This window comes from Enterococcus sp. 22-H-5-01 (assembly GCF_050310005.1).
In the GTDB taxonomy this organism is placed as follows: Bacteria; Bacillota; Bacilli; order Lactobacillales; family Enterococcaceae; genus Enterococcus_A; species Enterococcus_A hailinensis.
In genome coordinates, this window is sequence record NZ_CP189993.1 from 297797 (window position 1) to 311885 (window position 14089).

At 37.2% G+C, this 14089-nt stretch carries 12 protein-coding genes; 11 read left to right on the forward strand and 1 reads right to left on the reverse strand.

The genetic code is table 11. The annotated features are described in order from the left end of the window. Nucleotides 1–438: 438 nt before the first annotated feature. The 4 genes from ACQKTA_RS01525 to ACQKTA_RS01540 all read left to right on the forward strand — a co-directional run bounded on the left by ACQKTA_RS01525 (nucleotide 439) and on the right by ACQKTA_RS01540 (nucleotide 6671). On the forward strand, nucleotides 439–1683 hold the full coding sequence (locus ACQKTA_RS01525; RefSeq protein ID WP_427813929.1) for a cation:dicarboxylate symporter family transporter: 1245 nt from the start codon (nucleotides 439–441) through the stop codon (nucleotides 1681–1683). A 136-nt stretch (nucleotides 1684–1819) separates the two neighbouring features. Then, nucleotides 1820–2833 carry an ornithine carbamoyltransferase gene (gene argF, locus ACQKTA_RS01530; RefSeq protein WP_427813930.1) on the forward strand — a complete coding sequence of 338 codons (1014 nt, stop codon included), beginning with the start codon at nucleotides 1820–1822 and terminating at the stop codon, nucleotides 2831–2833. A gap of 347 nt (nucleotides 2834–3180) precedes the next feature. Continuing rightward, nucleotides 3181–4872 (forward strand): arginine--tRNA ligase, encoded by a 1692-nt coding sequence (gene argS / locus ACQKTA_RS01535; RefSeq protein ID WP_332580331.1) that lies wholly within the window; start codon nucleotides 3181–3183, stop codon nucleotides 4870–4872. A 248-nt stretch (nucleotides 4873–5120) separates the two neighbouring features. Then, nucleotides 5121–6671 (forward strand): mucin-binding protein, encoded by a 1551-nt coding sequence (locus ACQKTA_RS01540; protein ID WP_427813931.1) that lies wholly within the window; start codon nucleotides 5121–5123, stop codon nucleotides 6669–6671. Between the two features lie 67 nt (nucleotides 6672–6738). On the opposite strand, the gene ACQKTA_RS01545 is transcribed toward ACQKTA_RS01540, so the two are convergent. Then, nucleotides 6739–7224 carry an arginine repressor gene (locus tag ACQKTA_RS01545; RefSeq protein WP_427813932.1) on the reverse strand — a complete coding sequence of 162 codons (486 nt, stop codon included), beginning with the start codon at nucleotides 7222–7224 and terminating at the stop codon, nucleotides 6739–6741. A gap of 389 nt (nucleotides 7225–7613) precedes the next feature. On the opposite strand from ACQKTA_RS01545, the gene rpsB reads away from it, so the two are divergent. From rpsB to rseP, 7 genes are all read left to right on the forward strand, one after another. Next, nucleotides 7614–8411, forward strand: coding sequence for a 30S ribosomal protein S2 (rpsB, locus tag ACQKTA_RS01550; RefSeq protein ID WP_332653427.1), 798 nt, complete (start codon nucleotides 7614–7616; stop codon nucleotides 8409–8411). Between the two features lie 79 nt (nucleotides 8412–8490). Further along, nucleotides 8491–9375, forward strand: a complete 885-nt coding sequence (tsf, locus tag ACQKTA_RS01555) for a translation elongation factor Ts (RefSeq protein WP_332581116.1) — start codon at nucleotides 8491–8493, stop codon at nucleotides 9373–9375. A gap of 129 nt (nucleotides 9376–9504) precedes the next feature. Then, nucleotides 9505–10227 carry a UMP kinase gene (gene pyrH / locus ACQKTA_RS01560; protein WP_071858314.1) on the forward strand — a complete coding sequence of 241 codons (723 nt, stop codon included), beginning with the start codon at nucleotides 9505–9507 and terminating at the stop codon, nucleotides 10225–10227. A 1-nt stretch (nucleotide 10228) separates the two neighbouring features. Further along, nucleotides 10229–10786 (forward strand): ribosome recycling factor, encoded by a 558-nt coding sequence (frr, locus tag ACQKTA_RS01565; RefSeq protein ID WP_332581115.1) that lies wholly within the window; start codon nucleotides 10229–10231, stop codon nucleotides 10784–10786. A gap of 183 nt (nucleotides 10787–10969) precedes the next feature. After that, nucleotides 10970–11770: an isoprenyl transferase gene (locus tag ACQKTA_RS01570; protein ID WP_427813933.1), complete on the forward strand. Its 801-nt coding sequence runs from the start codon at nucleotides 10970–10972 to the stop codon at nucleotides 11768–11770. Next, nucleotides 11767–12561, forward strand: a complete 795-nt coding sequence (locus ACQKTA_RS01575; RefSeq protein ID WP_332581113.1) for a phosphatidate cytidylyltransferase — start codon at nucleotides 11767–11769, stop codon at nucleotides 12559–12561. The genes ACQKTA_RS01570 and ACQKTA_RS01575 overlap by 4 nt, the downstream gene beginning before the upstream one ends. A 163-nt stretch (nucleotides 12562–12724) precedes the next feature. Beyond that, nucleotides 12725–13993 carry an RIP metalloprotease RseP gene (gene rseP, locus ACQKTA_RS01580; RefSeq protein WP_427814493.1) on the forward strand — a complete coding sequence of 423 codons (1269 nt, stop codon included), beginning with the start codon at nucleotides 12725–12727 and terminating at the stop codon, nucleotides 13991–13993. Nucleotides 13994–14089: the final 96 nt, after the last annotated feature.

Here is a 14089-nt window from a genome sequence, read left to right on the forward strand (position 1 = left end):
AAAAAATAAAACAGTGTTTTTTTATTTTTCCAACCTTGAAAATAAGTAAGAAAATACCTATTAGTTCCCTTATTCTAGTTACGAAAGAGCTATTTCATTTTGTAAGTGACCAGAAAATAATCGAAAGGGAGTTGAAGCTGTGAATAGATCTCGTCAATGATTTTGAGCAACAATCAAACTTAGAGTTTCTAAGGATAGTGATTCAGCTCATCAAGTCTTTCCAATCAGTCATGTGAAAATAGTCACTTAAAAAAGGGCAGGCGATTGCTGACCATTCCTTAGTACTCAAAAAAAGATCGTGTATCTTTATCAAACAAATCGAAAGGTAGTGGTTAGGTGTTGTTAGCAGGAGCTTTTCTAATTATTATAGGATCTTTGTATGGATTGATCTATTTAAAAAAGAAAAAGTGGGCCTTTTCTAAACGGGTGGTATTAGCAATGGCTATTGGTATTATTTTAGGACTGATTTTTAATCAAGTATTATCTCAATCGGCTAGTGTAATCTTAGCAGATTGGATCGGAATTGTTGGTAGTGTGTATGTTAAATTATTACAAATGATCGCCGTTCCGCTGATTTTTGTTTGTGTGCTGTTAGCTTTTACTAAAATCGAGATCAAAACGAATGTCTTGAGGGTAGGGATGACGATCATCAGCACATTGATTGTCACTGCTGGAATTGCTGGAATGGTCGGAATCGTTACAGGTTATTTTTCAAAAATCGATGGGAATTCGTTCAACATCTCTCAGACCGCCTTGCATTCCGCTAATGAAATCCAACAAAACTATGTTGCAGGCGGTGAAAAAACCTTGACGATGCCACAAAAAATCATCGCGATTTTTCCATCAAATCCTTTTTTTGATTTGACAGGACAACGAGCGAGTGCAACATTAGGAGTAGTGATTTTTGCTTTCTTTTTAGGAGTAGCCTATTTAAAAATCAAAGATAGAAAAGTCAAGGAAGCAAAATTGTTTAAAGATAACTTAGATAGTGCATATGAAATTATCATGTCAGTTGTTCGTTTATTTATTTCCTATGCTCCTTATGCAGTTTTGACCATTATGATCGCTACGATCGTCAACAATGATGTAACAGCTGTATTGAAATTAGCGCAATTTTTTGCAGCAGCTTATATCGGAATGTTGATCATGTTTTTGATTCAGCTAGCGATTTTAGCATTATGTGGATTGCCGCCGGTACGCTATTTGCAAAAAGCTTTTCCCGTTTTATCCTTTTCGTTTATCACGGCCTCAAGTGCCGGATCAATGCCAATGAATATCGAAATGCAAGATGAATTAAATATTCCTCGTGGTGTCTCCGGATTAGCCGCTTCATTTGCGACCTCGATGGGAATGAATGGTTGTGCCGGTGTGTATCCTGGATTGATTATCTCAATCGTAGCCATGACACAAGGCATCAATCCGTTATCGCCGCAGTTTTTATTGTATGCCGGTTTTATTATTGCCATGACTTCTTTTGGTATCGCAGGAACCGGTGGCGGTGGGACCGTGGCGACGATCATTTCTTTGTCCGCTTTAGGATTGCCTGTCGGATTGGTTGGTGTTTTCATTGCAGTAGAGCCATTGATCGATATGGGAAGAACGGCTATCAATTTAAATGGTGGAGTCGTGGCCAGTGCAGTAACTTGCAAATTGAATCGAATCAAATTGTCACAAGCTAAATAAGAAACAGCGTCGAAGAAATTCGGCGCTTATTTTTTGCATTAAATTTCAAATCCACTCTTGATATTTCTTTTTTATTCGTATAATATGAATAAAAATACAATATTAAGTAACGTTTATTCAAGAATGGGGTGTTGTTATGAAAAATATTTTTTATGGGAAAAGTTATTTGAAAGAAATCGATTTTGCAAAAGATGAAATCCTTTATTTGATTGAATTCGCTGCACACTTAAAAGAATTAAAGCAAAAAAATATTCCGCATCAATATTTATTAGGAAAGAATATTGCTTTGCTATTTGAAAAAACATCTACACGAACGCGCGCTGCGTTTACCGTGGCTGCAAATGACTTAGGTGCTAAAGCAGAGTATCTAGGGAAAAACGATATCCAATTTGGTAAAAAAGAATCTGTAGAAGACACAGCGAAAGTTTTAGGTAGTATGTTTGACGGGATTGAATATCGAGGCTCCTCTCAGAACATCGTGGAAGAATTAGCAAAATATTCTGGCGTTCCTGTTTGGAATGGGCTCACTGATGAATGGCATCCTACACAAATGTTAGCCGATTTTCTAACGATCAAAGAACATTTCGGCACATTAGACGGATTGACCTTAGCTTATGTTGGAGACGGTCGTAATAATGTTGCTAATTCACTTTTAGTCACCAGTGCTATTTTGGGAGTAAACATCTCAATTGTAACACCCAAAAATCTTTATCCCGATACTGAATGGATCTCACTAGCCAAAAAATATGCTGCTGAAACTAATAGCACCGTCTTAGTTACCGATGATATTGATCAAGGTGTCAATCAAGCAGATATCATTTATACCGATGTTTGGGTATCGATGGGCGAGGAAGAACAGTTTAAAGAGCGAATCGATTTATTACTGCCTTATCAAGTCAATCAACAGTTAATGGCTAAAACATATAATCCGGAAGCGATTTTTTTACATTGTTTACCGGCTTTTCATGATCTAGAGACAGACGTGGCGAAAGAAATTCAAATGAATTATGGTTTGTTAGAAATGGAAGTTACGGATGAAGTCTTCCGCAGCAGCAAAGCTTTACAATTTCAACAAGCCGAAAATCGTCTGCATACGATCAAAGCAGTTATGGCGGTGACTCTCGGAAATTTATTTATTCCAAAAGTATAAAATTTCTTCACGTGACTAGTCAGACATGCATTTTTCTGTTAGTATGAATGCCAGATAAATCATTCATCGATGAAAAAGAGAAGTCTATGGTCTGTTTCAGAGCGAATTCGGGAAGGTGAGAGCCGAATAAACAAAAATAGAGGGCGCACTTTTGAGATGAACCGGCAGCTACCGTTATAGCCTAAGTAGGTCGATTTACGACAATAAGAGTGGTACCGCGGGAAATTCTCGTCTCTGATGCATCAGGATGCATCAGGGCTTTTTTTGTTTATTGCTCGTTTTACCGAAAAATCGTATGTGGAGCTAAGACAATTACGGATAGTTGTATTTCAAGGGAGGAAATTTGGATGAATAATAAAGAAATCGTTGCACAAGCTGTATATGAAGTAGTAGAAGATCAATTAACTTTAGAAGAAGTTGAACGTTTGCTTGAAAATCCTAAATCAGTCGATCATGGAGACGTAGCATTTCCAGCGTTTTCATTAGCAAAAGTTTTTCGTAAAGCACCACAACAAATTGCTGCTGAATTAGCAGAAAAAATCAATCCAGAAGCATTTGAAAAAATCGAAGTGGTTGGACCTTATTTAAACTTCTTCATGAAAAAAGAAGTTATTTCAAGTATGGTCTTAAAAGAAATCGCTAAAGAAGATCAAAATTTTGGAGATAGTAACATTGGTAATGAAGGCAATGTTACTATCGATATGTCATCACCGAACATTGCTAAACCAATTTCGATGGGTCATTTACGCTCAACTGTGATCGGTAACTCAATTAGCTTGATTTTAAGTAAAATTGGTTATAATCCAATCAAAATCAATCACTTAGGTGACTGGGGCACTCAATTCGGTAAATTGATCGTTGCCTATAAAAAATGGGGCTCTGAAGAAAAAGTCAAGGCGGAACCAATCAATGAGTTGTTACGGTTGTACGTAGAATTCCATGAAAGAGCGGAAGAAGAACCAGAATTGAACGATGAAGCTCGTGCATGGTTCAAAAAATTAGAAGACAATGATGAAGAAGCTTTGAGCTTATGGAAATGGTTCCGCAGTGAATCATTAAAAGAATTCAATAAAATCTACGGTATGCTAGAAATTGATTTCGATTCATTCAACGGAGAAGCCTTCTATAATGACAAAATGGATGAAGTCGTAACGATGTTAGAAGAAAAACATCTATTGAAAACCAATGAAGGTGCGGAAATCGTTGACCTTGAAAAATACGGTTTGAATCCTGCTTTGATCAAAAAATCTGATGGTGCAACACTTTATATTACTCGTGATTTAGCAGCTGCACTATATCGCAAACGTGAATACAATTTTGTAAAATCATTGTATGTCGTAGGAAATGAACAAAGTGGCCATTTCAAACAATTAAAAGCAGTCATTAAAGAACTAGGCTTTGATTGGTCTGACGAAATGGTTCATGTACCATTTGGTTTGATCACAAAAGACGGCAAAAAATTATCTACACGTAAAGGAAAAATCGTTCTTTTAGAAGAAGTATTAAATGAAGCCAAAGATTCTGCTTTAGCACAAATCGAAGCGAAAAATCCTGATCTACCAAATAAAGAAGAAGTTGCTAATCAAGTCGGTGTGGGTGCCGTAGTATTCCATGACTTGAAAAACGATCGTCTAAATAATTTTGACTTTAGTTTAGAAGAAGTCGTTCGTTTTGAAGGTGAAACAGGTCCTTACGTTCAATATACGCATGCTCGTGCAATGACAGTGTTAGGAAAAGCAGATTTCACGATTGATCCAGAAGCAGTTTATGCTTTAAATGATGCGGATAGCTGGGAAATCATTAAATTATTGCAAAGCTATCCAGAAGTTGTGATGCAGGCAGCAGATCAATATGAACCATCAGTGATTGCAAAACATTCAATTAAATTAGCTCAGGCTTTCAATAAGTACTATGCCCATACAAAAATTTTGGTTGACGATGATCAAAAAGATGCTCGTTTAGCATTGGTTCATGCTGTAACAGTGATCTTAAAAGAAGACTTACGTTTATTAGGGGTTCATGCTCCAAACAGAATGTAAAAACAACCGTACTAGACAACGCAAAAATGCGCGTTGTCTTTTTTTGTGAAAAAATAACCCTTATTTATAGACCTTAAGTAAAGTTTTTCACAATAGATTAGTGAGCAGATTGTTTAGTGCGAGCAGTTAATGTCTGTTAAAATTCTTTTTAGAGACATATTTGTTTTTAAGATTTGTCATTTTTAACAACTTTTACATAGGTTTATAAAAGGGATAGATTAATTGTAGTTGGAGAGGTGTAATAAATGATGAAAAAGATTTATAAGTTGTTTTTAGTAGGGGTTCTAGTAACTGGTATTTTCGATTTAGGAATTTTTAGTTCACAGCAAGTAAAAGCTGTTGAAAATGAAACGACAGGACAAAGCGCATTACCAAATGAAGAAATGGTTTCAGTTCTAGCAGCAGAGTCAACGATTCATGTCACATATTACGATGCTGATACAGGTGACGTGTTAAAAGAATTTAACGTTAGTGGAGAAGTCGGGACGCAGTTTACAGATCATTTTGGTGAATTGTCTGCCCAATTTCCAACAGGCTATTCATTAAGTCCAGATCCAAGAACAGATTATAGTCCAACTTTTGTTGAAGGAGAAGTCGGCACAGCCAGTTTTTATTTTACAAAAGATGCTCCTGTGGAATCAACGATCCATGTCACATATTATGATGCTGATACAGGCGATGTACTAAAAGAATTTAATGTTAGCGGAGAAGTCGGGACGCAGTTTACAGATCATCAGGACGAATTAACCGCCCAATATCCAGCGGGTTACTCATTAAGTCCAGATCCAAGAACAGAATATAGCCCAACTTTTGTTGAAGGAGAAGTCGGCAACGCCCGTTTTTATTTTACAAAAGATACTGTAGCGCAAGCAAAAATCAATGTTGAATTCTATGATCAAGATACAAATAAAGTAATCGGAAACACGGAAGTTAGTGGAGAAGTTGGCACGACTTTAAACGCTAAACGAAGTGAAGTGGAAGCTAAATATCAAAGTGGGTACACATTAGTGTCGGATAATGATAGTTATAATACTGAATTTGTGGATGGAGATTCTACGACGGTTCGAATAAACTTTAAAAAAGATGAAGAACAAATTCCCGATGAGGGAAAAATCAATGTTGAATTCTATGATCAAGATACAAATAAAGTAATCGGAAACACGGAAGTTAGTGGAGAAGTTGGCACGACTTTAAACGCTAAACGAAGTGAAGTGGAAGCTAAATATCCAAGTGGGTACACACTAGTATCGGATAATGATAGTTATAATACTGAATTTGTGGATGGCGACTCTACGACAGTTCGATTAAACTTTAAAAAAGATCCGCAACCAGTTCCAGCTAACGGGACGATCCATATACAATTTATTGATCAAACAACTAAAGCGATATTAAAAGAATTTGATGTTTCTGGTACGGTGGGTACAACGTTAGCTGAATATAAAAAAGAGCTAGAAAATCATTTTCCAACGGATTATAAATTAGTATCGGATGCGGATAGCTATAAATTAGTTTTCAAATCAGATGAAGTCGGGACTGCAAAGCTCTATTTTGAAAAAATAAAACTAGCAGTTCCAACGATTAATTCGGTACCCGGTGTTCAATCGAGCGGACAATCAAGTACGTATCAAAGAACAAATACATTAGGCAATCAGCCGATAACAAGTAACACCAAGAATACTTCTACAACTATTCCTAAATTAAATGATAGTAAAAATTCTTATCTAATTGTCATCGGATTCCTAGTTTTAGGCGGAGTATTATTACTATTTAAGCGAAACACACGTAAAAATATACACTAAGTAAAAGAACGATGAACAGACAAAAAGCGACCCTAATGTATTAGGATCGCTTTTACTTTATGTTGAATTAATTTTGTGTGAAGATTGATCCCTGTGTGGGGTCTTTTAAAAATTCAGTGACTTTCTCTGCATCCGCTGGAGTGCGAGAGATCACAATGATGGTATCAAAGCTTGCCATTGTAGCAACGATGTACTCGCTAGAAAGATCATCTAAAACAGCAGCCAATAAATGGGCATTGTCAGGAATTGTCCCTACGATAGTCATAAATTGAACAGTATCGACTTTTACAATTACTTCATCAGTCATTCGAATCAAACGTTTGATATCGTCATCTTCAGTTGGTACAGGATGTTCTTGAAACAATTCAAAGCGCGGTTTGCCAGTCTCATCAATTGTTTTAACAATCTTTAAGTCACGGATATCTCTTGAAATCGTCGCTTGCGTTGCAGAAACATGTTGTGCATTGAGATGATCCATCAATTCATTTTGATTTCGAATGGGATTCTCAGAAATAATTTGTTTAATCAATTCGTGCCGGTCTTTTTTTCGCATAAAAATGCTCCTTACCTTAATAGTAATGAACTAATTTTTGTTTGAAATTAGTCAGAATCAAGTAGTGTCAGCTTTAAACCTTCGAGCATTAAACAATCTAAGTCAGCTCCAGAAAAGGATTAAATGACAATACAAGATAATATTTATGCACTCAGTATAGCAGAAAAAGTTTTCTTAAGCATTATTATAGGATAAATATTAATCATAAAAAGAAGAATAAAAAAGATTGATTTATTACAAATAGTCTTGTATAATTACTAATTGTGTGTAGGCGACTACATACAAAAAATCCACATTCTGACTTGATTTATAAGGCGGTGCTGCTTGTCAGTTCCTTATAAAGAAGAGAGCAGGAGAGGAAAACAAAAAACCAATTGGAGGAATCACAAATGTCAGTATTGTCTATGAAACAATTACTAGAAGCCGGCGTACACTTCGGTCACCAAACTCGTCGCTGGAACCCAAAAATGAAGAAATATATCTTCACAGAAAGAAACGGAATCTACATCATTGACTTACAAAAAACAGTTAAATTAGTAGATGCTGCTTACGATTACATGAAAGATGTTGCTGAAGACGGCGGCGTTGCATTGTTCGTAGGAACTAAGAAACAAGCTCAAGAAGCTATTAAAGAAGAAGCTATCCGCGCTGGTCAATACTATGTAAACCACCGTTGGTTAGGTGGAACTTTAACTAACTGGGACACAATCCAAAAACGTATTGCTCGTTTGAAACAAATCAACGCTATGGAAGCTGACGGTACTTTTGAAGTATTGCCTAAAAAAGAAGTTGTTGGTTTGAACAAAGAACGTGAACGTTTAGAAAAATTCTTAGGCGGTATCGCTGATATGCCTCGCATCCCTGATGTTATGTATATCGTTGATCCTCGTAAAGAACGTATTGCTGTTCAAGAAGCTCAAAAATTAAACATCCCGATCGTTGCTATGGTTGATACAAACTGCGATCCAGATGAAATCGACGTAGTTATCCCTTCAAATGACGATGCTATCCGCGCCGTGAAATTAATCACTGCTAAAATGGCTGATGCATTCATCGAAGGAAACCAAGGTGAAGATCAAGTAGCAGAAGCAGACTTCGCAGCTGAAGATGGCGGACAAGCAACTTCAATCGAAGAAATCGTTGATGTAGTGGAAGGCGACAACGCTTCTACTGAATCAGCTGAATAATTTCGTAGCATATGCTGCTTCAAAGTAAATAATATCCTTTGAAGCAGCTTTTTTTATAAAATCTAAGGAGGCCCTTAAAATGGCAGACGTAACAGCTAAAATGGTAAAAGAACTACGCGACATGACTGGCGTAGGTATGATGGATGCGAAACGTGCATTAGTAGAAGTAGAAGGCGATATCGAAAAAGCTGTCGATCTTTTACGTGAAAAAGGTATGGCTAAAGCAGCTAAGAAAAATGACCGTATCGCTGCTGAAGGTTTAGCTTCAGTTGCAATCAACGGAAACACTGCTGCAATCGTAGAAGTAAACTCTGAAACAGACTTCGTTTCTAAAAACGAAATGTTCCAAGATTTAGTTAAAGAAATTGCTTCTTTAGTTGCTGAAAACAAACCAGCAGACATGGATGCTGCAATGAAATTAACTACTTCTAAAGGCGAAACTTTAGAAGCAGCTTTAATCGAAGCTACACAAGTTATTGGCGAACGCATCAACTTCCGTCGTTTTGAAGTTGTTGAAAAAGAAGATAATGCTGCATTTGGCGGTTACCTACACATGGGCGGACGTATTGCTGTGTTAGCTTTATTAAATGGTACTACTGACGAATCTGTGGCTAAAGATGTTGCTATGCACGTAGCTGCAATCAACCCTCGTTATGTTGACGAAAGTCAAATTCCTGAATCAGAATTAGAACACGAAAAAACTGTTCTAACTGAACAAGCATTAAACGAAGGCAAACCTGCTAATATCGTTGAAAAAATGGTTATTGGCCGTTTGAATAAATTTAAAGCAGAAATCGCTTTGGTTGACCAACCATTCGTTAAAGATCCTGATATGACTGTTGAAAAATATGTATCTTCTAAAGGTGCTACAGTTGCAAGCTTCGTTCGTTTTGAAGTTGGCGAAGGTATCGAAAAACGTGAAGATAACTTTGTTGAAGAAGTTATGAGCCAAATCAAAAAATAATTCTGTTTTAACTAACAGTCGGGAACGCATATAACTGTGCGCTCCCTTTTTTTAAGCAAATTCAAAATAGGCTCGCTTCAAGAACAGAATATGCTAAAATATCAGTAGAGTGACAGTGGAGGTATTGTGATGAATGAACCAAAGTATAAACGTGTAGTATTGAAACTCAGCGGAGAAGCTTTAGCCGGCGATGAAAAATTTGGGATCAATCCACCTGTGATCCAAGAAATCGTTGAAGAAATCAAAGAAGTCCATGATTTAGGTATCGAAATGGCAATTATTGTTGGTGGCGGAAATATTTGGCGTGGACAAATCGGTGCTCAAATGGGTATGGAACGTGCACAAGCAGATTATATGGGAATGTTGGCAACTGTTATGAATGCATTGGCATTACAAGATGCGTTAGAAAATATCGATGTCCCAACTCGTGTTCAAACATCAATCGAAATGCGTCAAATTGCTGAACCGTATATCCGTCGTAAAGCGGAACGTCACCTTGAAAAAGGTCGTATCGTAATTTTTGCCGGAGGAACAGGAAATCCTTACTTCTCAACAGATACGACTGCTGCTTTGAGAGCTGCGGAAGTAAATGCTGATGTTATCTTAATGGCGAAAAATAATGTTGATGGTGTCTATTCAGCAGATCCAAAACTTGATGAAAATGCAGTGAAATATGATGAATTGACTCATTTAGATGTCATCTCAAAAGGATTACAAGTCATGGATTCAACAGCAAGCTCATTAAGTATGGACAATGATATTCCACTTGTTGTATTCAACTTAAATGAAACTGGAAATATTAAACGGGTCGTACTCGGCGAAAACATCGGGACAACCGTAAGGGGGAAATAATATGGCAGATGCAGTAATGAACGAAGCAAAAGATAAAATGAAAAAAGCTCAAGAGGCGTTGCAACGTCAATTGGGTCAAATCCGTGCTGGACGTGCGAATGCAAGTTTACTTGACCGTATCTCAGTAGATTACTATGGAGTGCCAACACCAGTAAATCAAATGGCTTCTATCACGATTCCGGAAGCTCGTGTGTTGATGGTTACACCATTCGATAAAAACATGATCAAAGATGTGGAAAAAGCGATCTTGGCTAGCGACATTGGTTTGAATCCTGCGAATGATGGAAATGTGATTCGTTTGGTGATTCCTCAATTAACAGAAGAACGTCGTAAAGAATTAGCAAAAGAAGTGAAAAAGGAATCTGAAGGTGCTAAAATTGCGGTTCGTAATATTCGTCGTGATGCAATGGATGATTACAAAAAACAACAAAAAAATGGCGATCTAACAGAAGATGATCTACGTAGTCTTGAAAAAGACATCCAAACGTTGACTGATGACAATATCAAAGCAATCGATGAAATTGTTTCAGAAAAAGAAAAAGAATTGTTAGAAGTATAAGCAAACAGATCAAAGTCTGGAGAATTTATTCTTCAGACTTTTTTTATTGAAAACAGTCGTTGAATCATTGAAAAAGGCTAAAGGAATCGAAATTACCATAGGAATCACCTAAGTTTATTGATATAATGTCAGATGACTTTTCAAAAGTATTTAGTTACTTATATTAATGAAGGAGGAAAAAACATGGTTTTACGATTTTTTCCACAAAAACAAAAATATACTCCTGAAGAATCTTCGTTCATTTTTAATCATGAAGGAGCTATTCCGAAGCATATCGCGATTATAATGGACGGCAATGGACGTTGGGCACAAAATCGTCGGCTACCAAGAATTGCTGGTCACAAAGAAGGCATGGAGACGGTTAAAAAAATTACAAAGCATGCGAATCGTTTAGGAGTACAGGTGCTAACGCTATATGCTTTTTCAACGGAGAATTGGAAACGCCCAGAAGAAGAAGTCAGCTTTTTGATGCAGCTGCCAGTGGACTTTTTTGATACCTTTGTGCCAGAGTTGATTGAAGAGAATGTTCAGGTGCAAGTAATGGGTTACGAAGAATATCTGCCTGCACATACTCAGGATGCCGTTAAACGAGCAATCGAACAAACAGCTCAAAACGATGGGTTAGTTCTGAATTTTGCTTTGAATTATGGTAGTCGGGCAGAAATTGTTACGGGAATCAAAGAGATGGCACAAGAAGTGAAGGCGGGGACGCTTGAAATTGATTCAATCGATGATGATATTGTAGGGGATCATTTAATGACTGGTTTTCTACCTAAAGAATTACGTGATCCAGAATTGGTGATCCGTACAAGCGGTGAAGAACGAATCAGTAATTTCTTGCTTTGGCAATTGGCCTATAGCGAGTTATATTTTACTAAAGCTTTATGGCCAGATTTTGACGGAGATCATTTGGAAGCGGCTATTGCTTCATTTCAACAACGAAACCGTCGTTTTGGCGGTTTAAATAAGGAGGAGAAAAAATGAGACAACGAGTAATCACTGCAGTCGTCGCATTAGTGATCTTTATTCCGATATTGTATGTCGGTGGGGTCGTACTTGAAGTAGCGGCAGCTGTCTTAGCTGGAATCGGTGTGTATGAACTATTTCGAATGAAAGGACTAGCAATCCTAAGTTTTGAAGGCGTGCTATCTATATTAGGAGCTGTTTTTCTTGTCTTGCCAGCCGAACGCTGGATGCCATTTTTAAGCGGAAACAATAGCAACTTTTTATTATTTTACTTAACAGTCATGATTATTTTAGGTTTTTCAGTAGTATCGAAAAATACTTATACAATTGATGAAGCTGGCTTTCCAGTCATCGTCAGTCTATATGTAGGTGTGGGATTCCAAAACTTAGTAACTGCCCGAGCAAATAGCTTAGCTATTTTATTGTTTGCCTTCTTTATTGTTTGGTCAACAGATATCGGTGCATATATGGTTGGACGCCAAATTGGAAAACATAAACTTTGGCCAGAGATTTCACCAAATAAAACAACTGAAGGAGCCTTAGGCGGAATTGCTTCAGCAATTGTTGTAGCGATCATCTTCTTTTTAGTTCAACCAGCTGTTTTCCATCATAATTTGGTAACGATCATCCTCTTTACTTTGATTTTCTCAATCGTTGGTCAATTTGGCGATTTAGTAGAATCAGCGATCAAACGTCATTACGATGTGAAAGATTCAGGGAATATTTTGCCGGGTCACGGCGGTATCTTAGACCGTTTTGACAGCATGTTGTTTGTCTTTCCAATGATGCATTTATTAGGTTTATTCTAAAAGAGCGGTGACGCTCTTTTTTTTTAGGATCAGCTTTAAAAAACGACTTGATCCTTTCTGTATTTTTAAATTTTCTATGAAATCATAAGGAATGGAATCAATTTTTTTAAGACTATGATAAACTAACGTTAAGAAACTTGAGAAGGTAGGATTAGGATAAATGGTGCGTACAATAATTACGTTTTTAATTGTTTTTGGTGTTCTTGTCATCGTTCATGAATTCGGACATTTCTTTTTTGCTAAACGGGCTGGAATTTTAGTTCGAGAATTTTCGATTGGCATGGGGCCAAAATTGATTGCTCATATGGCTCAAGATGGTACAACATATACGTTAAGACTACTGCCAATTGGTGGTTATGTTCGGATGGCAGGTTTAGAAGATGAAGAAACAGAATTGAGTCCGGGGATGCCTCTCTCTGTTGAATTGACGCCACAAAACGAAGTGAAGCGAATCAACGTCAGTAAAAAAGTACATTTGCCAAATAGCGTTCCGCTGGAATTGATCGCGGCGGATTTAGTAGACGATTTAACGATCAAAGGATATGTGAATGGAGACGAAAGTCAAGAAACGATCTATCACGTTCAACATGATGCAACAGTTATTGAAGAAAATGGTACTGAAGTACGTATTGCGCCAAGAGATGTCCAATTTCAGTCAGCAAAATTAGGCGCTCGAATTATGACAAATTTTGCTGGACCGATGAATAATTTTATTTTAACAATTGTTTTATTCATTGCGCTAGCCTTTCTGCAAGGAGGCGTAGCGGATTATAATACAAATCAAATCGGTGAAGTTCAAGCGGGAAGTCCTGCGGCTGCAGCTGGATTGAAAGATAATGACGCTATCGTCTCGATCGACGGGAAAAAAATCAACAAATGGGAAGATTTAACTGGCGCAGTAACGAATAAACCGGGGAAAAAACTTTCAGTTGTCATTGATCAAAACGGCAAACAAAAAACGGTTGAAATGACCGCTAACAGTGTAAAAAGTAATGGAGAGAAAATCGGTCAAATCGGTGTGGCTCCTTACTATAAAACTGGTTTTGGTGACAAAGTTATCGGTGGATTGACTCAGTCTTGGGATATGACCAAACAAATATTCAGCGCATTGGGTTCACTTTTCAGCGGTTTTAGCTTGGACAAACTCGGCGGCCCTGTAATGATGTATCAAATGTCTTCCGAAGCATCAAAACAAGGTGTGAAGACAGTTATTTACTTAATGGCATTATTATCTGTCAATTTAGGGATCGTCAATCTATTACCGATTCCAGCGTTTGATGGTGGTAAAATTTTGCTGAACTTTATTGAAGGGATTCGTGGGAAACCGCTCGATCCAGATAAAGAAGGTATGATCACCATGATCGGGTTTGGTTTTATCATGTTCTTAATGATCTTAGTAACGTGGAATGATATCCAACGCTTCTTCTTTTAATCAAACAAAGATCAGTTTGGACAATCAAAAAAGGTTTGAGACATTAAATTGTCACAAACCTTTTTCTAATGCAATCATAAAAAAAAACAGGTATAC